Raw genomic sequence first — 23,617 nt, forward strand, 5'->3', positions numbered from 1 at the left:
TAATAAAAAGTTATTTCCGTAAAATTTTTTGAGCTATGAGGGCTCAAAATTTTCCAGAATAACTTTTTAACTTACACAGTTAGTGAAACACTACCCATTTTTAATTATGAATTTTCTAAGAATTAGAATGTTTCTCCTCCTCTGAAACTAAATAGGAAAGAGATAAAACTCTGTTATCCTGCATGTGAATTGATTAAACACTGAATAAACTTTTCCATTTTGCTACGGTATTACGGCTCAGCTTAAAATGTAAAGCAAGCCTTGTATTATTAAGGCAATTCTTTTTTTGATACTCGAGAATTTTGCAGATCGTTTCTTTATTGTAAGAACGGTGGGACTGATTGACCTTAATGTTCTGGTTATAATTAAATATGATTCCATTAATTTCTATCACATCAAACGCTGACAGGTTTTTCTTGGCCAAAATCCTTGCACATTCATGCTTCTTTTCCGGATGTTTCAGATCGACAATATCACTGTAAATTTTTTTATAATCAGGTGTCATTGAGGGAGATTTTTTGTGATGATCCATTTGTAATATAATTGTAATATAATGATGTAGATTTTATCAGTTTATAGTTCTTTTTTAATGAACTGTATTTGAATGAAAATAAATACCAGAGTTCGTAAATTAATTCAGGAACGTTTCTCAACCGATCATAAGAATGCTTTCAATGCCTGAAGATAATAAACTAAACTGCCTTTGAACTTTACAACAGCTGTATCCTTTAATACCATTTACGGCTCTAGTACTTGACTTGGTCTTAATATCAACTAAACGATTGACTAGCTAATAAAAAGTATGTAGTTTGTGTTTTCATGTAAAAGTATATTTTCTATTCTATATACTCCAATGTTTTGGATACATCATGTATACATCTTTTGTTGAATGGTAAAAAATACAGAAATCTGTTACCCGTACGGGTTAATTAGCTCCCAAAAGGCAAAACAGAGTTATTTACTTGAAAATACGTGTGTTTCATTGTGCTGTACATTTGATGTATATGTTATTGGGTGGATCGCAATGCTTATTTTTCTTTAAAATCATCTCTGATGATTGGGCGGAGAATAACAAATCAGGGTAGGTGTAATCATTTCTTTGGAATAGATATCTTCCCAACTTGGAATTAACATCTCATTTCCTATAAAAAAGGCCAAAATAGCGGATTATAGTGTTCCATAGTTTTATTTTAGCTTCTAACTAAAAATACTCTATTTTTCACATATTTATTGAATATTATTTTAAAATAGAGTATTGCACAATAAAACTAATTATAACCATACAAAATATAAATTGATACCTCATCTATTTTTATCTGTATATTTTGCTATCCATTTATAGAGTGTAGTTTTTGGGATTTTATAATCATTTATTATTTCTAGCTTCGTTTTTTTTCCGGTTTCAATTTGTTCCAGGATAAATTCTATGATTTCCTTAGTGTAGATATTTTTCCTAAACTCGGGCAAGGAAGATCTTTTTTTATGAGAAGTATTAGCGGAAATATCCTTTTTCGGAGGAGAAAAGAGTATGAGGTGCTGTGAGTAGGCTCGGAAAAAATCATATTCTAACAGTTTGCTCCACCTCAATAATTTGTCCGTTGTAAGATCTTCTTCAAGGAACATTTGTTCAATTTCAGATTCGGTACATTTCATAAAATTACATACTCTCTGCATGTCTAATGCTTCTTCCTGAAACTTAGCTTTAATAGTACTACCAATATGTATTTTTTTAAAGTTCAAAATAAAAAGTATTATATGATTAAAATTTATTCTCGCAAAAAAAAGTAAAGTCTTGAGACTTATTTTCGTTTGGTTGATGACAAAAAAGCGTCTGAATTATAGTGAATGTTTTCACTACATAGCAAACAGATGATATTAATTCCTATTTGAGAAGAAATAATAACAAATAAAATTTTTTATCATTTTTGTTCAAATTTAGCACTGATTATTTTCTTCTACTAAAATCGTCATACAACATAAGTACATCACTTTATATCATACATGTAGGATCAAAAAAAATCCCGAAAAACGGGAGCCGCAAGTTTGATCAGTAGTATAGATCTCTATAAAATCAAAAATGAAAACTGATTTTGTTATTAAAATATTAAAGGAATTTACTTTGTGGTAAGAGGTAAAGCTTAGTTAAATTCTCAATCCAATGACGTGCTTTTGTTTTTATATAGCAAATGAGTCAATAAACTTTCTTAATTTGAATTTATATCTAATATTACAACCATGTAAAATTATTTATACATCAAAAGTACATCATCGATTTTTAAATTTAATAACAGGACATCTGTGTAATGAAAATTTTTTTTGATTGAGAAACATTAGGTTTGTTAGGGTTGTATAGTACTTCAATGAATTTATTCCATATAAATGAAATTCTGTGATTTTTTAATCTGTTATTGTATTGGAAATATTATTGGTGATGTTTTAATTGATTAATTGATTATTGTATTGTGTTTTCAGTGATAATGCTTTTTAGTTTAATTGGAATTAATGAAAATTTTCAATTATATCGGTGTTTTTTTATAATTTTATGGAAACAGAATTGTAATGTGTAGTTGGTTTGAAAAATTTATTATACATATCCTGTTAAGTTGTTTTTAAGTATTGATGTCACTTTTTGTCACTTTAGAAACTTATTATAAAATTTACTATGCAAACACTAAAGCTTAATCAATTTTCGAAAATATTGCTAAGCATCCTAATATGCCTGATATACCTGTCATTTTCTAATTTACTCTATTCTCAGACATATACTCCTCAATATATAGACAGTATGCTGATAAAAGTTAATGAGGATTTAAGGGTAAGCGGTAGAAAGAAAGAATTGATTAACCTTAATAATAAATTTTGCAATATCAGTAAAAAGCAGGATTATGTAAAAGGAGAAGTACTTTCATATATTAATTTGGGTAATATTTATGCTACCGTTGGAATGTATGAGAAAGCATTCCAATATCTGAATATTGCTGAAGAAAATCTCGAAGGAGTTGATGATTATTATCTGCATACAAAATTATATCAGGAGTACGGTCAGGCCAATTATGTGATAGGTCTTTATAAAAAAGCAATTAAGTATAATTCAAAATCAATTTATTATGGTAAACAAATAAAGAATAAGCGCGATCGAGAAATTTTATCAGTGGTTTATGCAAACAGGGCTGACTTTTTAAGAGAAACCAATTCAATTGATTCTTCGTTAATCTATTTACATAAAGCTTCAGAGATAAAACCTACGCCGGTGATCAATTCCACGATTGCTAACCACTATCTGCTTTTTGCTAAAAATGAGGATTCGGCACAAATGTATTTTAACAGAGCGTTTTCTCTTTTAAAACAAAGAGAGTACTGGGATCCTCAGAGAGCTCTTACTTATTTCTATTATGGGAATTTCTTATTTGAAAAACAGGATTATACTTCGGCATTAGACTATTATATTAAATCAGTAGAAATACTCAAAAAAACCCAAAGAATTTATCAGGTTCCCGTATTATACCAAGCTATTGCTAAGACCTATAAAGAATTAAACAACAGCTCAAAAGAAAAGTATTATCTGGAGAAATATACTAAATTAAATGATAGTCTGGAAAAGGTGTGGGATGAATCAATAAATACTTCTGTTGATAAGATGACTCAGGAAAAGGAGAAAGATGATATAGAAAAACAGCATTCCATCATTATATACAATGTAATCGTTTTTGCATTATTAGGTACTCTTGTAATTGTCTATTTTTTCTATCGTAAAAGAATTGCCAAAAAACACAGAATAATAGAGGAGAAAGAATTAGAGACAGAATTCTTAATAAAAAAAATGTCTGCTAATGATGAAAGGCTGATGTCTTTAGCCAAGAAAAATGATCCTTTATTTTTTAATGAATATCAAAGTTTTTATCCTGAGTTCGTTGAAAGACTTTTTGAAATTAATTCAAATCTATCAATAAACGAACTTTCTTTTTGTGCCATGATACAATTGGGTTTATCTTCTAAAGAAATCGCTCAATATAGTTTTATGCAGCACAGATCGGTACAAACAAAGAAAAACAGATTACGAAAAAAATTAAATATTCCATCCGATGTGGATATTTACTTTTTTTTACAAGGTCTGAATTCCAAATAATATTTTGGAGATTTTGACAGGACTTTTAGACGAGACAGTTGTTTGAAAATAAAAAGCTTCCTTAAAGAGAAGCTTTTTATTTTGTAATGTCAGAAATTTGAAATTTCAGCTCTGAAAAGTTAGTAATTGTTAGTTCATACAAGGGTTTAGTGAGCTTTCCAAAACCATATTTACAGAAAATGAATGGCAGTCCATTGGAATTAGCTGAATCATAATCGGTTTGAGTATCACCAATGTATACTGAGTTTTCAGTGGATAATTGATTTCTTTCCATGAGAAGCCGTATGTTTTCAGATTTATTTTTTTGGGTTCGTCCGTGAGACTCAAAATCAACAAACAGATCATTGAATTGATAATACTCTAAAAATGATTCAATATAACCATCCTGACAGTTGCTTACGATGAAAAGGGAACAGGTGCTGGACAGACTCTTTAAAGTTTCTTCCACACCATCATATAAGATTCCGCCTTCCAGGTGAAGTGTTTTATTTTCTTCTGCTACAATTTCAGAAAGGATTTTCCTGGCTTGCAGATCCGAAATACCGGGAATAATATCTTTTACAATATCATGCGCTAATAATCCCATATACTGATTCATATCTTCGGGTTTCAGGGCTTTTTTGATCAGCTGATGTTTACCCAATATTTCATTCCATATTTTGATGATCGTAGCTCTGGAATCCCATAATGTTCCATCCAGATCGAAGATTAGATTCTTGGTTTTCAAAATGATAGTTGATTGGATTAATGTAAGTATATAAAGGTTAAAAACTATATAATCATGCTCAGCTGCACTCTTTTTCTTGCTTCATCCACTTCCGTAACCTTTACGCGAACATGCTGATGAAGTTTTACCACTTCATTGACATCGGATACAAAACCGTCTTTTAGCTGGGAAATATGAACCAGTCCGCTTTCTTTGATTCCAAGATCTACAAAGCACCCAAAAGCGGTAATATTATTGACAATTCCCGGAAGGATCATTCCTGCTTTTAGATCTTTGATGCTTTTAACATTCGGATCAAACTCAAATACTTTTGCTGCCTTTCTTGGGTCCAGTCCCGGCTTCTCAAGTTCTTTTAAAATATCTTTAATTCCTAAAATTCCGATTTCGCCTGTAATGTAGTTTTCTGGTTTTACCAAGGCTATTTTTTCTTTGTTGGCTATCAGTTCATTGGTTTTAATACCTAAATCTTTTGCCATTTTCTCAACCACTCCATAAGCCTCGGGGTGTACAGCAGAGTTGTCCAACGGGTTTTGGGCATTAGATATTCTTACAAAAGCAGCGGCTTGCTGGAAGGCTTTTTCTCCAAGTCTTGGAACTTTTTTAAGCTGTTTTCTGTCTTCAAATGCGCCGTTTTCAGTACGGTAATTCACAATGTTCTCTGCCATTTTCTCTCCGATTCCTGAAACATAGCTTAAAAGTGACTTACTGGCGGTATTTAAATTAATTCCTACTGAGTTTACACATTTCATCACCGTAGAATCCAGCTCATTTTTCAGCTGAGTCTGATCTACATCATGCTGATATTGTCCGACACCAATAGATTTGGCGTCAATCTTTACTAATTCAGCCAGAGGATCAGAAAGTCTTCTTCCGATAGAAACTGCTCCGCGTACCGTTACGTCATACGAAGGAAACTCATCTCTTGCAATTTTACTTGCAGAATAGACTGATGCTCCAGCTTCTGAGACTACAAAAACCTGCAAAGGTTTATCAAATGCAATTTTTTTGATAAAGAATTCTGTTTCTCGGCTTGCTGTTCCGTTACCAATAGAAATAGCTTCAATATTATAAGCATTGACCATGGACCGGATTTTTTTCATAGCCATTCCGCTTTCATTCTGTGGAGCGTGGGGGTAGAGGGTTTCGTTGTGCAGTAAGTCTCCCTTTTCATCCAGGCACACTACCTTACATCCGCTGCGGTAGCCGGGATCTATTGCCAGGATTCTTTTTTCTCCTAAAGGTGGGGCAAGAAGGAGCTGGCTTAAGTTCTCAGAGAAAATTTCAATCGCTTTTTTGTCTGCTTTTTCTTTGGCTTCCTGCAGGGCTTCATTGGAAATCGCAGGTTCCAGAAGTCTCTTGTAGCTGTCTTTTATTGCCAGTGCAATCTGCTCCGAACTTTCGTTATTGGATTTGATTATCGCTTTTTCAATAAAATCAATCGCCTCTTCTTTGTCTATGCCTACATTTGTTTTTACAAAACCTTCTGCTTCTGCTCTCAGCATGGCGAGAAGTCTGTGAGAGGGTGTTCTGCCAAGGCTTTCTTCCCACTCAAAATATTGGGAGAATTTCTGTGCTTCTTCCTCGTCTTTTTTAGCTTTTACCACCTTGGAGGTAATTACTGCTTTGCGCTGAAATAGTCTGCGAAGGTTCTTGCGGACATACATGTTTTCATTGATCCATTCTGCCATAATGTCTCTCGCTCCCTGTAGTGCTTCTTCTTCTGAATTAACTTCATTGTTAATATATTTTGAGGCCAAAAACTGAATGTCATTGGTTTTCTGGCTCATAATAATTTTGGCTAAAGGTTCCAGCCCTTTTTCCTTGGCAGCATCCGCTTTGGTTTTCTTACGCTTCTTGAAAGGCAGATAAAGGTCTTCCAGCTCCTGAATCTCAAAGCTTTCTTCTATTTTCTGCTGAAGTTCAGGAGTTAATGCATTCTGTTCTTCTATTGATTTTAAAATAGATTCCTTTCTCTTAATAATTTCTTCAAATTGCTTACTGATCTTTGAGATCTGTTCAATCTGTATTTCATCAAGATTTCCGGTTTTGTCTTTTCGATAACGGGAAATAAAAGGAATAGTACAGTCTTCTGCTAATAATTGTAACGTATTGTTGATGCTCTTTTCTGAAATATTCAGCTGTCTCTGTATAAATTCTACGGTCGTCATTATTCTGTTTTCGGATAGCTAAAATAAGGTTTTGGATGAAATAAAGTGGAATTTATATAATTTAATACATATGATGCTTAATTTATTATTTATTTTAACTCTGTTTACGATTCAATAACCTAATGTTGTATATATAATTAATTTATTTATATTTGCAATTAGAGTTTACATGATTCAATAACTTACTTCATTAGGTTGATTGAATCGGTTGTGACTTGCTTTCAAATTTTTAAGATTGATAACCTCCATAAGTCTGGAGATGGATAAAACGAAAAATCCCTTGATGCTGCAACATCAAAGGGATTGTAACTTAGAATTAAATGTTTAATTTTTTAATTTATTGAAATGGAATTAAAAAACCTTATTTGCTTTCGTTCATTTAGACATTGGCGAAGCAAAAGGATAGTTCATCTATCTAAGCCTTTCTGTTTTTATTGCAAAAAACGTAAATAAAAACATTTCAATTAGGCAGTTTTTAGCTGCCTAATTGTTTTGCAAATATACTAAAATTGTATGATTTGTTATAAATAAAGAAGGCGAGTTACCCCGCCTTAAATGTTTTCACAACGGAATAATCCTTATTGTGAATTGCTTTCAAAATTATTGATACAAATATAAAATAAAATTTCTTTGAATGGTTTACGGAAAACCTCATTTTTAATAATTTTTTTCTTCCTATTTTTATTTACTTCAAAAAACTGATACTTATGATTAAAAATATACTTGGACTGGACTTGGGAGTTTCATCAATTGGCTGGGCTTACGTTCAGGAGGATTCTGAAAATTCTGAAAACAATAAAATCATAAAATTAGGAGTTCGTGTAAATCCATTAACTGTTGATGAACAGTTGAATTTTGAAAAAGGAAAACCGATCACAACCAATGCCGGAAGAACTTTAGCCAGAAGTGCGAGAAGAAATCTTCAAAGATTTAAACTTAGAAGGTCAAATCTTATAGATGTTCTAAAGAAAAATAATATTCTTAAAGAATCCGACTTACTTGCCGAAGCTGGCAAAAATTCAACATTTCAAACTCAGGAACTAAGAGCAAAGGCTGCAAATGAAAAAATAGAACTTTCAGAATTTGCCAGAGTTTTGCTTCTTATTAATAAAAAAAGGGGGTATAAAAGCAGCCGTAAAGCTAAAAATGAAGACGAAGGACAGATTGTAGACGGAATGGCTGTTGCCAAAAAATTGTATGAAGAGAATTTAACACCCGGAGAATATTCACATCAACTTTTACAACAGGGTAAAAAACAACTGCCTGATTTTTACCGTTCAGATTTACAGGCAGAATTTGATAAAATCTGGTATTTTCAGAAACAATTCAATCCTGAAATTTTCACCAATGAACTTTATGAAAGGCTTCGGGGTAAGAATAGAAATGCAACCTGGAAAGAATTGGAGATTCCATTTTCTCTTGTAGGTATCAAGCAGACCGGGACGATGCAGGAGAAAAAAGCAGAAAAATACTTTTGGAGAAGCGAAGCGGTGAAAAAACAATTGGATTTTGAAAGCCTAGCTGTTGTATTTCAGGAGATTAATAGCAATTTAAATAATTCCAGCGGTTATCTTGGTGCAATAAGTGATAGAAGTAAAGAGCTTTATTTTCATAATCAAACGGTCGGAGAATATTTATTTCAGCAGTTGAAACAAAACCCTCATACAAAGCTTAAAAATCAGGTTTTCTACAGACAGGATTACTTAGATGAATTTGAGAAGATATGGGAAACTCAATCAAAATATTATAAAGAACTAACGAAAGAATTAAAGCAGGAGATTCGGGATATTATTATTTTCTATCAAAGGAAGCTCAAATCACAGAAAGGTTTAATCAGTATCTGTGAGTTTGAAAACAGGGAAATTGAAGTAAAAGAAAATGGAAAAACAAAAAAGAAAACAGTTGGGCTAAAAGTGGCACCGAAATCCTCTCCGTTGTTTCAGGAATTTAAAATCTGGCAGGTTCTGAATAATTTACAATTTCAAAATGTAGATACAAAGGAAATATTCCCAATAGATTTAGATTTCAAGCAATCTATTTTTGATGAAGTCAATATAAAAGGAAAACTTTCTGCAAAAGATGTTTTAGATCTTGTTGGATATTCAGGAAAAGAATGGAAAACTAATTTCAAAGATATTGAAGGAAATTATACTAATGAAAATTTATATACTGCTTTTCTAAAGATTATTGCCAGTGAAGGAATAGAATTCCCAAAAGAATTTAAATTGACCATTGATGACGAAATTAAAGTTTCTAAAGTAAATGCTTCTGCAGAAATTATAAAATTATTTGTCAGAGAAAAGTTTTCAGGATTAGGAATTGATACTTCTGTTCTGGATTTTAATCCGGAGTTGGAAGGAAATGATTTTGAAAAACAGGCTTCTTATCAACTGTGGCATTTACTGTATTCTTATGAAGGCGATGATTCTCCTTCAGGGAACGAAAAACTTTATGAGTTACTGCAAAAAAAATTCGGGTTCAAAAAAGAACATTCCAAAATAATAGCTGAAATTGGTTTTCCGCAGGATTATGGAAGTCTGAGTTCTAAAGCAATGCGAAAGATCTATCCATATATTAAAGAACATAAATATAGCATAGCCTGTAATTATGCGGGATACAATCACTCTAAAAATTCATTGACCAAAGAGCAACTGGAGAACCGAATTTTAAAAGAGAAATTGGATATTCTTCCCAAAAATTCTTTACGAAATCCAGTAGTCGAAAAGATTTTAAATCAAATGATTAATCTTGTGAACTCTTTAATTGATGAATATAGTGAAAAAGATAAAGAAGGACAGATTGTTAAATATTTCAAATTTGATGAAATAAGAATTGAATTGGCTCGAGAACTCAAACTTAATGCCGAAGAACGCGCTACGATGACTTCTGAGATTAACAAAGCTACCATACAACACCAGAAATATGCAGAAGTTTTGCAAAAGGAGTTTGGTATAAAAAGTCCTTCAAGAAATGATATTATCCGATATAAATTATACTTAGAATTAGCAAATAATGGTTTTAAAGATTTATATACCGATGTGAAAATTGAAAGAGAAAATTTATTTACAGATAAATACGATATCGATCACATTATTCCACAATCCCGATTTTTTGATGACAGTTTCTCCAATAAAGTTTTAGTTCCGAGAAGTGCTAATCTTAAAAAAGGAAATTTTACGGCTTTCGATTATCTTGAGATTGAAGGAAAAGAAAAATTAGAGAAATTCCTCAATATCATAAAAGATCTGTACGACAAAGGATCAATTACCAAAGCAAAATATGAGAAGTTACAGAAAAAAGGATCTGAAATAGGAGAGGGTTTTATTGAAAGGGATTTGCGAAACACACAATATATTGCGAAAAAATCTAAGGAAATACTTTTTGGAATCACAAATGCTGTAATCCCAACATCAGGTAGAATAACGGATAAACTTCGTGAGGATTGGAATCTCGTCAACACAATGAAAGAGCTTAATTTGGAAAAATACAGAAAATTAGGTCTTACAGAAATGGTTATTAATTCAAAAGGAGAGGAGAAACAGAGAATTATAGACTGGACAAAAAGAAATGACCACCGTCATCACGCAATGGATGCCTTAACGGTTGCTTTCACTACCCTTAATCACATTCAGTATTTGAATTATTTAAATGCGAGAAAAGATGAAAAGCATAAAGAGCATCAAAATATTTTTGGTATCGAAAATTTAATTACAGAAGTCATTGAAAAGAAAAACGGGTCAAAGGAAAGAAGATTCAAAGAGCCTATTAAAAATTTTAGAGCAGAAGCTAAAAAGTATTTAGATGAAATATTAATTTCACATAAGGCTAAAAATAAAGTAGTTACCAAAAACATTAATAAAATTAAGAAAAAGGGAAGTGTAGTTGCAAAAACTGAACTGACTCCAAGAGGTCAGCTACATAAAGAAACGATTTACGGAAGTTCAAAATTTCTTAAAATAAAAGAAGAAAAAATATCAGGAAAATTTGATGCAGAAACAATTCAGAAAGTTCAGAATGAGAAATACAGGAATGCTTTACTGAACAGGTTACAGGAGTTTGGCGGAGATTCTAAAAAAGCATTCACCGGAAAAAATGTTATTTCTAAAAATCCAATATTTCTTAATGCTGAAAAAACGGAGCAATTACCTGAAACGGTAACTTTAGCTTGGTATGAAACAGGTTATACGATCAGAAAAGCTGTTAATCCCGATAATTTTAAAGATTTTAAAAATATTGAAAAAGTTATTGATAAAGGAGTTCGGGATATTCTAACCGAAAGATTAAAAGAATTTAACGGAAACTCTAAAGAAGCCTTTTCTGATTTGGAAAAAAATCCGATTTGGCTTAACAAATCAAAAGGAATTTCAATAAAGACGGTTACTATTACAGGAATTAATAATGCCGAAGCTCTACATTACAAAAAAGATCACTTAGGAAAGTATATTTTAGATGAAAACGGTCAAAGGATAGCTGTTGATTTCGTCAGTACAGGAAATAATCATCACGTTGCAATTTATGAAGATGAAAATGGAAACCTACAGGAGAAAGTTGTGAGTTTTTATGAAGCCGTTGAAAGAGTGAATCAGAACTTACCTGTTATTGATAAAGAATATAATTCTGAGTTAGGTTGGAAATTTTTATTTACAATGAAGCAGAATGAAATGTTTTTATTTCCATCAGAAGATTTTGATCCTAAAGAAAATGATTTATTTGATGAAAAGAATCTGAGTTTGATTTCTAAAAATCTTTTTAGAGTACAGAAATTCACAATTAAAGATTATTTCTTTAGACATCATTTAGAAACAACAGTTGAAGATAATTCTGCATTGAAAGGCATCACTTGGAGAAGAGAAGGATTGAACGGATTAAAAGGTATTTTAAAAGTTCGTTTGAATCACTTGGGAAAAATAGTTCAGGTAGGAGAATATTAAATTCTAAGATATGATCACCCGTTCCATCTACATCGGCAATCCCGCTTACCTTAAGCTCAAAGACGAGCAGATGAAAATCCTCTGCCCGGAAACCAAAACGGAAAAGGGGAGTGTCCCTGTGGAAGATTTGGGATTATTGATGCTGGATCATTATCAGATTACTATTTCGCACCATCTGATTCAGAAAATGATGGGAAATAATGTGGTGGTGGTGAGTTGTGATGCCCATCATTTACCGCACGGAATAATGCTTCCGCTGTACGGACATACCGAACATTCCGATCGGGTAAAAGATCAGCTGGAAGCCAGTGAACCACTGAAAAAGCAGCTCTGGAAACAGACGGTGGAATGTAAAATTGAAAATCAGAAAAATGTACTGATGAAACTGGGAAATTATTACGAACCGATGATTGAATACCAAAGAAACGTAAAGTCCGGCGATATAACGAATATGGAGGGGATTGCGGCGCAGCATTACTGGAAATACCTCATCAGTCTGGACTTTTTGAGGCAGCGTTTTGGAGATTCACCCAATCAGTTCTTTAATTTCGGGTATGCGGTTCTCAGAAGCATTGTTGCAAGAGCCATCGTGGAAACAGGGTTATTGCCCGTTCTTGGTATTTTTCATAAAAATAAATACAATCCGTATTGCCTTGCAGACGATCTGATGGAACCTTACCGCCCGTTTATTGATTTACTGGTGATGCAGTGGCTGAAAATTCATCCTGATACGGAAGAATTGTCGAAAGAATTTAAGGCTCATATTCTTCAGATTGCAACCAAAGACGTGCATATTGATGACAAAACGAGACCGTTGCTGGTTGCGGTAAAAACTACGGCTTCATCGCTTTACAAATGCTATACAGGAGAAAAACGGCTGATCTCTTATCCTCAACTGTTATGAATGCCGAAAGGTTTAATGCATACCGAATTATGTGGGTTTTAGTATTATATGACCTCCCGACCGAAACGAAAGCGAATATGAAAGATGCGAACCGCTTTCGGAAGGCATTAATTGATGACGGCTTTACGTTATTTCAGTTTTCAATGTATGTACGCCACTGTCCAAGCCGTGAAAATGCTGAAGTTCATATTAAAAGGGTAAAATTTATGCTTCCAAAAGCCGGGAAAGTGGCCATCATGTGCATTACCGATAAACAGTTTGGAGACATCGAGATCTTTTTTGCCAGAAATAAAGAAGAGCCGCCACCAACTTTCCAGCAGCTTGAATTATTCTAAATTTTAATTTCTAAAATAAAAATAATCTACTGGTTTTCAGTAGATTATTTTTTGAGGCTGTGACTCATCACGAAGATAATAATTTTTGAAAGCAATTCACAACCTTCCTTTCGGGGTCGCTTATTGGTGGGTTGCTGTGACTCATCACGAAGATAATAATTTTTGAAAGCAATTCACAACTGCGATAAATGACAATAATTTTTCAGGTCTGCTGTGACTCATCACGAAGATAATAATTTTTGAAAGCAATTCACAACTCCAAAAGTTGTAAAGATATAGCTTACTCCGCTGTGACTCATCACGAAGATAATAATTTTTGAAAGCAATTCACAACACAACTTTCCGGATTGATAACTGCTTCGGTGCTGTGACTCATCACGAAGATAATAATTTTTGAAAGCAATTCACAACTTGGAGCGTTGGAAAGAAATCATGAGAAAAGCTGTGACTCATCACGAAGATAATAATTTTTGAAAGCAATTCACAACCAGTTGAAGTTGATGGAATTATCCATTTTAGCTGTGACTCATCACGAAGATAATAATTTTTGAAAGCAATTCACAACACGCCAACATCTGTTGTTGAGTCTGCCAAAGCTGTGACTCATCACGAAGATAATAATTTTTGAAAGCAATTCACAACTTCCTGCTTGAAATCAAATGACAAGGAAAAGCTGTGACTCATCACGAAGATAATAATTTTTGAAAGCAATTCACAACAATCTTATCTATACAAAAATATCTTATCAAGCTGTGACTCATCACGAAGATAATAATTTTTGAAAGCAATTCACAACTTCCTGTCTGAAATCGAAAGATAAGGAAAAGCTGTGACTCATCACGAAGATAATAATTTTTGAAAGCAATTCACAACTAGAGGTGTTTACTCAATGAAACAATGTGAGCTGTGACTCATCACGAAGATAATAATTTTTGAAAGCAATTCACAACGCAACGACATTTCTTTCCTTAGAGCATTATGCTGTGACTCATCACGAAGATAATAATTTTTGAAAGCAATTCACAACCAGAGCTACTGCCTATCGTGATTATGCCTGGCTGTGACTCATCACGAAGATAATAATTTTTGAAAGCAATTCACAACTATAATAACGTAATCATTCCCAATAGAGCGGCTGTGACTCATCACGAAGATAATAATTTTTGAAAGCAATTCACAACACTCTTTCCAGTTTGGAAGACAAAGACACAGCTGTGACTCATCACGAAGATAATAATTTTTGAAAGCAATTCACAACAGGATCCTATCCATTCCCTGGCTGGCTGATGCTGTGACTCATCACGAAGATAATAATTTTTGAAAGCAATTCACAACTGGATCTCTAACTTTCCCGCGTTTAGCTTCGCTGTGACTCATCACGAAGATAATAATTTTTGAAAGCAATTCACAACATAAATAACAACGGTCGTAAACTCATCCTGGCTGTGACTCATCACGAAGATAATAATTTTTGAAAGCAATTCACAACTTGGTTGCGAGGGCTTCGAGGGTAAGGTATGCTGTGACTCATCACGAAGATAATAATTTTTGAAAGCAATTCACAACAGCCTTATTTTGTCTTGCTGGAGGAGTATCGCTGTGACTCATCACGAAGATAATAATTTTTGAAAGCAATTCACAACTGCTGGGAGTTACGGGATTAATTTTGCTCAGCTGTGACTCATCACGAAGATAATAATTTTTGAAAGCAATTCACAACGCTGCTACCTTCGCCAATATTACTTCCTTCGCTGTGACTCATCACGAAGATAATAATTTTTGAAAGCAATTCACAACGATTCGAGCATTAGGATAATCAGCCGGATTGCTGTGACTCATCACGAAGATAATAATTTTTGAAAGCAATTCACAACGAGGTTGATTTTATCACTTTCAGAATATTTGCTGTGACTCATCACGAAGATAATAATTTTTGAAAGCAATTCACAACTAACTATGAGGCGGTGTATCCAACAGGAGAGCTGTGACTCATCACGAAGATAATAATTTTTGAAAGCAATTCACAACTATAACCGAATAGACGTTGAAAAAGGCGTTGCTGTGACTCATCACGAAGATAATAATTTTTGAAAGCAATTCACAACAGCCACTTACAACTCTATTTTTCAAGCGGGGCTGTGACTCATCACGAAGATAATAATTTTTGAAAGCAATTCACAACCTATCATAGGATTAACCATAATAAATCTAAGCTGTGACTCATCACGAAGATAATAATTTTTGAAAGCAATTCACAACATAGCAGCAGCAGCAGCAGCGGCGGCGGTCGCTGCTGTGACTCATCACGAAGATAATAATTTTTGAAAGCAATTCACAACAAATGGTTGGCAATAAAAGATGGTGTAGAAGCTGTGACTCATCACGAAGATAATAATTTTTGAAAGCAATTCACAACTTGATCTTCTGTCATACTATAATTATTTTAGCTGTGACTCATCACGAAGATAATAATTTTTGAAAGCAATTCACAACCCCGAATTGATTATGTCATTTTTAACGATTGCTGTGACTCATCACGAAGATAATAATTTTTGAAAGCAATTCACAACAAACTATTGATACAATCAGGACGAATCCCGGCTGTGACTCATCACGAAGATAATAATTTTTGAAAGCAATTCACAACGTATTCAATATGTTGATGAACTGCTGAGCGGCTGTGACTCATCACGAAGATAATAATTTTTGAAAGCAATTCACAACAATAGTAACTATTTTATTATTCTCCATCTAGCTGTGACTCATCACGAAGATAATAATTTTTGAAAGCAATTCACAACAATGAAATCAATTATCACGGGGCTTTTATCGCTGTGACTCATCACGAAGATAATAATTTTTGAAAGCAATTCACAACTACAACAGAATACATTTATGCAATATGACGGCTGTGACTCATCACGAAGATAATAATTTTTGAAAGCAATTCACAACTATATTTATGGAAAAACATCAACAAAACATGCTGTGACTCATCACGAAGATAATAATTTTTGAAAGCAATTCACAACGAGCTACTTTTTCATTGTTTGCATACTACCGCTGTGACTCATCACGAAGATAAGAATATCCGTAAATGGTTTTTATCATTGCAAATAATAAAAATACCACATTTCTTGACGTATGTTAAGGGATCTCCAATTAGGTTTTTCTATTTTTGTACCCGAAAACAACAAAATTTCAATAAACTTTTTTAAAACAGTTCAATATGAAAAAAATTAGCGTAATTGCATTAGTAGGAGTAGGATTGCTTTTAGCATCATGTAATAAAGAAAAATCAGCAGAGTCTGCAGCGACAGCTCAGGAGCAGACAGTAGCTGAAAGCAAAGGTGAAACACTGGCAGTAGATACAGTAGCTTCAGTAGTGAACTGGAAAGCTTTCCACAAAGGAGGGATGGCACCTCGTTGGGGAACACTTACGGTAAAGTCTGGAGACATCAGTGTTGATGCAGGTCAGGTTGCAGCAGGAAATTTTATTATTGATATGAATTCTATCAAAGTAGACCCGGCTTCAGTAACAGAAAAAGATAAAAAACCGGCTGATCTTGAAGCTCACCTTAAAAATCCTGATTTCTTTGATGTAGCGAAAAACCCTACTTCAGATTTCAAAATTACAAGTGTTACAGATTTGAAAGAAGCACCAAAAGACGCTGTAGCAGGAGCTAATAAAACGGTAAGTGGAAACCTTACACTATCAGGAAAGACAATGAACGTTACCTTCCCTGCGAAAGTAGAGGTAGCTGAAAATTCAGCAGCTATTCAGGCTAAGTTTACTGTGAACAGAGCAGATTGGGGACTTAAATTCGGTACTTCTGAAGCAGATCCGGCAGAATGGATGATCAGCAAAGATATCGAGATTGCGATCGACGTAAAAGCTAAAAAATAAGTTATTTAAACTTTAATAACGACAAGAGCTGTCTTCATGAAGGCGGCTCTTTTTTATTTTAGATTTTTTTGATCAAATAGATAAAAAATTAATTGATAATCTTAGAATTCTGAATTCTTACACAAAATTCACTTCCAAGATACAAAGGATTACCATGTTTCTCAGACCAGAATCCATCCAGAACGTCTTTGCTGAGGCAGCGGTAAACAGCAACTCCTTTGTAGATTTTATCATCTTCTCCTTTGTAGTTGAAATTAATCACTAAAATCTGGTCTTTGTAAAATCCTGTTCCATTTTGCTGATGGTCGCCAATCATCCATTGAGCAGTAATACGGTTATTCTCATCAATAGTTAAGGTTAATATTCCATGATAAGATGGATGGAAAGATTCTTCCTGATTACTTCCCTCAATTGAATAGCTTCCTGCAAGATCCTGTACCGTCATTGAATTGTTTTTAAGAAGGACAAATTTAAAAAATCTTATTCTGATAAAACTGCCAACATGATAAATAAGTATAAATTTAAGAGTTGCTCCATGTACAAATTAAGCTTTACTTTTGCAGTAAATTAATTTTAGAATGATTCCTTTTCTGTTGATAATGAACCTTATTACATTTGGTGTCTTTGGTTTTGATAAATGGCAGGCCCAAAAACATCAATGGAGAATTTCAGAAAATACCCTTTTATTACTCTCTATTTTAGGCGGAATTTTAGGAGCTGCTTCCGGAATGATTCTTTTTAATCACAAAGTTTCCAAAAAGTCCTTTCTAATGAAATTCATTCTTGTGGTTTTAATTGATCTGGTGTTTTTTTATCGATTGATAAGGCATTGATATTAAAAATGTTAATTGTTTTAATATTACGTTTGGTGTTATATTTTTTTAATATTTTTATCATGCTAATAACAAATAAACAAACAACATGAAAATCTCAAAAAAATCTCGAGAATTGAAATGAAATCGGTACAAGGAGGAATTATTAAAGGAATGGTAAGATATAAAGATGCCGATACATGTGCTGTAAGATGGGGTTGGGGAACCGGATTCTCCAGTAATTGCGGTGAGTTTGATATTATATGCGGAGAACCACCTGCAGTAGATCCATGTGAAGTACAGATCTGTATGTAGATAGTTTAAAGAGTGTTTTTTGAACACTCTTTTTTTATTGTCTTCTAAATAAGTATTTTGAACAAATTATTAAATATTTTGATAACTAAATATTTTTTCATTAAAAATCACTACTTTTGCACCCGTAAAAATCTTTTATGCAAAACATTAGAAATATTGCGATTATCGCACACGTTGACCACGGAAAGACGACTTTGGTTGACAAGATCATTCACGCTACCAACATTTTCAGAGAAAATCAGGAGAGTGGGGAGTTAATTATGGATAACAACGATCTTGAAAGAGAAAGAGGGATCACTATCTTATCCAAGAATATTTCTGTTACTTATAAAGACACAAAAATTAACGTAATTGATACTCCTGGTCACGCCGATTTTGGTGGAGAAGTAGAAAGAGTATTGAAAATGGCTGATGGGGTTATTTTGTTGGTGGATGCGTTCGAAGGACCAATGCCACAAACAAGATTCGTACTACAGAAAGCATTGGAATTAGGATTGAGACCATTAGTGGTTATCAATAAAGTAGATAAGCCAAACTGTCGTCCGGACGAAGTTCACGATAAAGTATTTGACCTGTTCTTCAACCTTGAAGCTACTGAAGAACAATTGGATTTTCCTACGTTCTATGGATCTTCAAAACAAGGATGGTTCAACACCTCATTAGAGCAGACTGAAGATATCTTACCATTATTAGACGGTATTTTACAATATGTTCCTGAACCGAAAGTAACAGAAGGAAATCTTCAGATGCAGATTACTTCTCTTGACTTCTCTTCTTTCTTAGGAAGAATTGCAATCGGGAAAGTAACAAGAGGTGAGATCAAAGAATCTCAATGGATTGGTCTTGCCCAGGCAGAAGGTAAAATCGTAAAAGGAAAAGTAAAAGAACTTTACGTTTTCGAAGGATTAGGAAAGAAAAAAGTAACCGAAGTAAAAGCAGGAGATATCTGTGCTGTAGTAGGTTTTGATGCATTCCAGATTGGTGATTCTTTCGTTGATCTTGAAAACCCTGAGCCATTGGAAAGAACAGCAATTGACGAGCCTACGCTGAACATGACGTTCTCTATCAACAACTCACCTTTCTTCGGTAAAGACGGAAAATATGTTACTTCCAACCACCTTAAAGAAAGATTAACAAAAGAATTAGAGAAAAACCTTGCATTAAGAGTTCAGCAGACTGACGATGCCAATACATTCCTTGTATTCGGTAGAGGTATTCTTCACTTGTCAGTTTTGATCGAAACGATGAGAAGAGAAGGATACGAAATGACAATTGGTCAGCCGCAGGTTATCTTCAGAGAAATTGATGGTGAGAAATGCGAGCCTTATGAATCTTTGGTTGTTGACGTTCCTGAAGAATTTGCTTCAAGAGTTATTGACCTGGCAACTCAGAGAAAAGGTGACCTTCACATTATGGAAACTAAAGGTGAAATGCAGCACATGGAATTCGAAATTCCTTCAAGAGGTTTGATCGGATTACGTTCTCAGATGTTGACAGCTACTGCTGGTGAAGCTATCATGGCACACCGTTTCACAGAGTACAAGCCTTTCAAAGGTGCTATTCCTGGAAGAAACAATGGAGTTCTGATCAGCAAAACTACAGGTCCTGCTACAGAATATTCTATTGCTAAACTACAGGATAGAGGTAAGTTCTTCGTGGATCCGGGTGAGGAAATCTACACAGGGATGATCATTGGTGAACAAAACAAACCTGGAGACCTGGTAGTAAACATTGTAGAAGCAAAACAGCTGAACAACATGAGAGCTTCAGGAAAAGATAAAGATACTGGTGTTGCTCCAAAAATCTTATTCTCTCTGGAAGAATGTATGGAATACATCCAGGGTGATGAAGCGATTGAGGTAACTCCGAACTTCATCAGAATGAGAAAGAAAATCCTTTCTGAAGAAGAAAGAAAAAGAGTAGAAAGATCTGCAAAAGCATAATCTAAATAATTTTTAAAGTCCTCAGTAATGAGGACTTTTTATTTTAAAAAAAACAAATGATGAATTTTATTTTTAAAATCGCCTGTAAAGATGAAAAAGGTTTAGTACATAAGATCTCGGATGTGCTGTTGAAAAACAATCTTAATATTGTAAAAAATGACGAGTTTGTGGACAGAGAAAAGTCATTGTTCTTTATGAGAACCGAAGTTTCGGGCATTGCTGATCCTCAAAAAGTGATGGATCAAATCAAAGATCAATTGGGGGATTGCAACATTGAACTAAGCAAAAATACACCCAAAAATATTGTTGTTTTGGTGACAAAAGAACATCATTGTTTGTCAGATTTGCTGATCAGAAACCATTTCAAGGATCTTAACTTTAATATTCTGGCGGTTATCGGGAATTATGAAAGTCTAAAAGATATGACAGAGAAATTCGGTGTTCCGTTTCACTATATTTCTACAGAAAATATCACAAGAGAGGAGCATGAAATTCAAATCATACAAACCCTCAAAAATTATGAATTTGATTATCTGGTTTTAGCCAAGTTCATGAGAATCCTTTCAACCAATTTTGTTGAAAAATTTAAAGGAAGAATAGTTAATATACATCATTCATTTTTACCTGCTTTTATTGGTGCAAATCCTTACAGACAGGCTTTTGAAAGAGGAGTAAAAATCATTGGAGCAACAGCACATTTTGTGACTGATGATCTGGATGAAGGCCCAATAATCTATCAGGATATTATCAAGGTGAGTCATTCCAAAACAGCAAAAGATCTTGCGAATCTGGGAAGGGATGTTGAAAGAAATGTCCTGGCAAATGCTTTGAAACTGGTTTTTGAAGATAAAGTTTTTATTGATGGAAATAAGACTATTATTTTTGAATGATGAGTTGAAAATATAATTTATTATAATAAATTTTAAAAGCTAAAAAATAATTTATTGTAGTTTTGCAGACTATGAGAATGAATAAATTAAAACTTATCGTTTTATTGGGCGTTTTTGCATCGTATACTACCTCATGTTCCGTTCAGAACAATCTTGTAAAAACACCCTCCACGAAGAATCCGACAAAACCCACCAACAATACAAATCCTCCAAAAGTAATTCCGGTAGCAACAAAATCAACAACAGGAACAGCAGCTTCAACGGAAGAAAATTTCAGAACCAATCTTCCGGAAATCAAAAGAGAATTCCGCGGAGCATGGATTGCCAGTGTAGCCAATATCAACTGGCCTTCAAGAAATGACCTTACAGTAGATCAGCAGAAGGCAGAAGCAATCAGTATGCTTGATATGCTGAAAGATAATAATTTCAATGCGGCTATTTTCCAGATCAGACCTTCTGCAGATGCACTTTATACAAGTAATATCGAACCATGGTCTTATTTCCTGACCGGAGAAACAGGAACGGCTCCTTACCCAAACTATGATCCGCTTCAGTTTTGGATCGAAGAAGCTCATAAAAGAGGCTTGGAGCTGCATGTCTGGTTAAACCCCTACCGTGCCCATCATACCAACGGAGGAGCTGTAAATAAGCTGTCAATGGCCAATAAACTGTCCGATATTGTGGTAAGACTAAAGAATGGAATGTACTGGTTTGATCCCGCTAATCCGAAAACACAAGGCCATGTGTCCAATGTGGTAAAAGATATTGTAAAAAGATATGATATTGATGCTGTGCATTTCGATGATTATTTCTATCCTTATGCTACTTACAATAAAGGAGCAGATTTTCCAGATAACGCCAGTTGGAATGCTTACTTAAGCAACGGAGGTACTTTATCCAGAGCAGATTGGAGAAGAGATAACGTGAATAAATTTGTAGAACGTATCTATAAAGAAATTCATGCAGAAAAAAATAATGTAAGATTTGGGATTAGCCCGTTTGGAATCTGGAAACCCGGATATCCTGCAGGAATTGTAGGGTCTTCTCAGTATGACGAACTGTATGCAGATGCTAAACTTTGGTTAAATAAAGGCTGGGTAGATTATTTCTCTCCACAGTTGTACTGGCCGGTAGATTCCAAAGGGCAAAGCTTTGAAGCCTTGTTAAGCTGGTGGCAGTCTGAAAATACAATGAACCGTCACTTGTGGCCGGGGCTTAATACAGTTGAGATTAAAGTTTCAGACCGTCCTGCAGAAATTAAAAATCAGATCGCTATTTCCAGAAATATTCTTAAAAATGATGCAGGAGAAATTCACTGGAGCATTGCCGGTCTTACCAAAAATCCCAATATGCTGCCTGCTTTGAAAAGCGGACCATACAATGAAAAAGCATTAGTTCCCAAATCTCCATGGATTAAAACTGTTCCGTTACAAACTCCTACCTTATTTATTGCTGATAACGGAAGCTTTGCTCAGACAAGCTGGAGTAGCAAAAATACAGCCGATGTATTTTTATGGGTACTTTTCACTCAGTACAACGGAGTGTGGCAAACAGAAATTCTGACATTGGATACGCTTTCAAAAGATATTCCCAAATCTAAAGACGGAAAAAAATTGAATGCCGTTGCCATCAAAGCCATCGACAGATTAGGAAATGAAAGTGATTATTCAGCGAGAAGAATTAAATAACCAGGCTGAAAACTGCTCCCGATACGTCATTGCAAACTTTTCGGAAACGCAATTCCAACTATAAATTTAAAACTCGGTTCTGTCTTGGAACCGGGTTTTATTTTAGAATAACTATAAATTATCAATTTAAAATACTGCAAATCAGTTATATTTTTAATTAAAACGTGTGTTTTTAAGTAAATTGAAAACTTTATCGGAATCATTTTTGCATAAGTAATCCCATAATCACCAAAATATAACATTATGAATACTAAAAGACTTTCCACCAATATGGAAAAAGCACTTAGTGACCAGATGAACAAGGAAATTCATGCATCACACATTTTTTTATCTTATGGAATCTGGGCCGATGATAAAGGCTATCAGGGGATTGCTAATTTTCTGTACCGACACGCCCAGGAAGAGAGAAATCACTCCATCAAATTCATGGAATATATTTTAAACAGAGGAGGTAAACCAAAAGTAACGGCTATTCCGGCTCCTCCAGCTGATCCTAAAACACTTACAGCATGCTTTGATGGTGTTTTTAAACATGAAGTGGATAATACCACTGCCATTTATAAAATTGTAGATCTTTCTATGGAAGAAAAGGACTGGGCTACGTGGAATTTCATGCAATGGTTTGTACAGGAACAGATTGAAGAAGAAACATTAGCACAGAATTTAATAGATAAATTAAAAATTGCAGGAGGTGACAGAGCTACCGATGAATCTTTATTTACTTTAGATAAGGCATTACAGGAAGCACCCAATGATGTTCCGCTGGCCCAGAATGCTACAGGAGCTAATCCGTAAGAATACCTGGTAAAACTAAACCTTTTGAAAATCTGTCAGAATACTGGCAGATTTTTTTATTATGAAACTCCCTCAA

16 protein-coding genes and 1 CRISPR repeat array are annotated in these 23,617 nt (G+C 34.0%); of the genes, 11 read left to right on the forward strand and 5 right to left on the reverse strand.

Annotated features, from left to right (window positions below; all coding sequences use genetic code 11):
* Window positions 1–193 precede the first annotated feature (193 nt).
* Together BW946_RS18140 and BW946_RS18145 are read right to left on the reverse strand one after the other, a co-directional pair.
* The gene (locus tag BW946_RS18140) at window positions 194–532 is read right to left on the reverse strand and encodes a hypothetical protein (protein ID WP_076597510.1); all 339 of its coding nucleotides are present in this window, start codon (window positions 530–532) and stop codon (window positions 194–196) included.
* A gap of 770 nt (window positions 533–1,302) precedes the next feature.
* A complete protein-coding gene (locus BW946_RS18145) occupies window positions 1,303–1,740 on the reverse strand; it encodes a transposase (RefSeq protein ID WP_076597511.1) in 438 nt (145 codons plus the stop codon).
* A gap of 1,045 nt (window positions 1,741–2,785) precedes the next feature.
* On the opposite strand from BW946_RS18145, the gene BW946_RS18150 reads away from it, so the two are divergent.
* On the forward strand, window positions 2,786–4,126 hold the full coding sequence (locus tag BW946_RS18150; RefSeq protein ID WP_076597512.1) for a LuxR C-terminal-related transcriptional regulator: 1,341 nt from the start codon (window positions 2,786–2,788) through the stop codon (window positions 4,124–4,126).
* A gap of 76 nt (window positions 4,127–4,202) precedes the next feature.
* Here BW946_RS18150 and BW946_RS18155 read toward each other — a convergent pair whose 3' ends face one another.
* Window positions 4,203–4,853, reverse strand: coding sequence for an HAD family hydrolase (locus tag BW946_RS18155; RefSeq protein WP_076597513.1), 651 nt, complete (start codon window positions 4,851–4,853; stop codon window positions 4,203–4,205).
* A 44-nt stretch (window positions 4,854–4,897) separates the two neighbouring features.
* A complete protein-coding gene (locus tag BW946_RS18160) occupies window positions 4,898–7,021 on the reverse strand; it encodes a Tex family protein (RefSeq protein ID WP_076597514.1) in 2,124 nt (707 codons plus the stop codon).
* A gap of 710 nt (window positions 7,022–7,731) precedes the next feature.
* On the opposite strand from BW946_RS18160, the gene cas9 reads away from it, so the two are divergent.
* The 4 genes from cas9 to BW946_RS18180 all read left to right on the forward strand — a co-directional run bounded on the left by cas9 (window position 7,732) and on the right by BW946_RS18180 (window position 17,098).
* A complete protein-coding gene (gene cas9, locus BW946_RS18165; RefSeq protein ID WP_076597553.1) occupies window positions 7,732–11,952 on the forward strand; it encodes a type II CRISPR RNA-guided endonuclease Cas9 in 4,221 nt (1,406 codons plus the stop codon).
* Window positions 11,953–11,962: 10 nt separating this feature from the next.
* A complete protein-coding gene (gene cas1 / locus BW946_RS18170; protein WP_076597515.1) occupies window positions 11,963–12,856 on the forward strand; it encodes a type II CRISPR-associated endonuclease Cas1 in 894 nt (297 codons plus the stop codon).
* Window positions 12,853–13,191, forward strand: coding sequence for a CRISPR-associated endonuclease Cas2 (cas2, locus tag BW946_RS18175; protein ID WP_007842732.1), 339 nt, complete (start codon window positions 12,853–12,855; stop codon window positions 13,189–13,191). The genes cas1 and cas2 overlap by 4 nt, the downstream gene beginning before the upstream one ends.
* 56 nt (window positions 13,192–13,247) lie before the next feature.
* Window positions 13,248–16,223: a CRISPR direct-repeat array (repeat unit 47 nt; unit sequence GCTGTGACTCATCACGAAGATAATAATTTTTGAAAGCAATTCACAAC).
* 197 nt (window positions 16,224–16,420) lie between these two features.
* On the forward strand, window positions 16,421–17,098 hold the full coding sequence (locus tag BW946_RS18180; protein WP_076597516.1) for a YceI family protein: 678 nt from the start codon (window positions 16,421–16,423) through the stop codon (window positions 17,096–17,098).
* 88 nt (window positions 17,099–17,186) lie between these two features.
* Here the strand turns inward: BW946_RS18180 and BW946_RS18185 are convergent, their stop codons facing one another.
* Entirely contained in the window at window positions 17,187–17,543 is a 357-nt protein-coding gene (locus BW946_RS18185; RefSeq protein WP_076597517.1) for a hypothetical protein, read from the reverse strand.
* 133 nt (window positions 17,544–17,676) lie between these two features.
* Between BW946_RS18185 and BW946_RS18190 the strand changes: the two genes are divergently transcribed.
* The 6 genes from BW946_RS18190 to BW946_RS18215 all read left to right on the forward strand — a co-directional run bounded on the left by BW946_RS18190 (window position 17,677) and on the right by BW946_RS18215 (window position 23,541).
* Complete coding sequence (locus BW946_RS18190; protein WP_076597518.1) at window positions 17,677–17,931, forward strand: DUF1294 domain-containing protein; 255 nt, start codon at window positions 17,677–17,679, stop codon at window positions 17,929–17,931.
* Between the two features lie 75 nt (window positions 17,932–18,006).
* On the forward strand, window positions 18,007–18,225 hold the full coding sequence (locus BW946_RS21510) for a bacteriocin-like protein (RefSeq protein WP_410493471.1): 219 nt from the start codon (window positions 18,007–18,009) through the stop codon (window positions 18,223–18,225).
* Between the two features lie 137 nt (window positions 18,226–18,362).
* Entirely contained in the window at window positions 18,363–20,168 is a 1,806-nt protein-coding gene (gene typA / locus BW946_RS18195; RefSeq protein ID WP_076597519.1) for a translational GTPase TypA, read from the forward strand.
* Window positions 20,169–20,224: 56 nt separating this feature from the next.
* Window positions 20,225–21,058, forward strand: a complete 834-nt coding sequence (purU, locus tag BW946_RS18200; RefSeq protein ID WP_228402644.1) for a formyltetrahydrofolate deformylase — start codon at window positions 20,225–20,227, stop codon at window positions 21,056–21,058.
* 71 nt (window positions 21,059–21,129) lie between these two features.
* A complete protein-coding gene (locus BW946_RS18205) occupies window positions 21,130–22,746 on the forward strand; it encodes a glycoside hydrolase family 10-like protein (protein WP_076597521.1) in 1,617 nt (538 codons plus the stop codon).
* A 243-nt stretch (window positions 22,747–22,989) separates the two neighbouring features.
* On the forward strand, window positions 22,990–23,541 hold the full coding sequence (locus BW946_RS18215; protein WP_076597523.1) for a ferritin: 552 nt from the start codon (window positions 22,990–22,992) through the stop codon (window positions 23,539–23,541).
* Window positions 23,542–23,617 lie beyond the last annotated feature (76 nt).

It is taken from the genome of Chryseobacterium sp. RU33C, assembly GCF_900156015.1.
GTDB classification, from domain to species: domain Bacteria; phylum Bacteroidota; class Bacteroidia; order Flavobacteriales; family Weeksellaceae; genus Chryseobacterium; species Chryseobacterium candidae.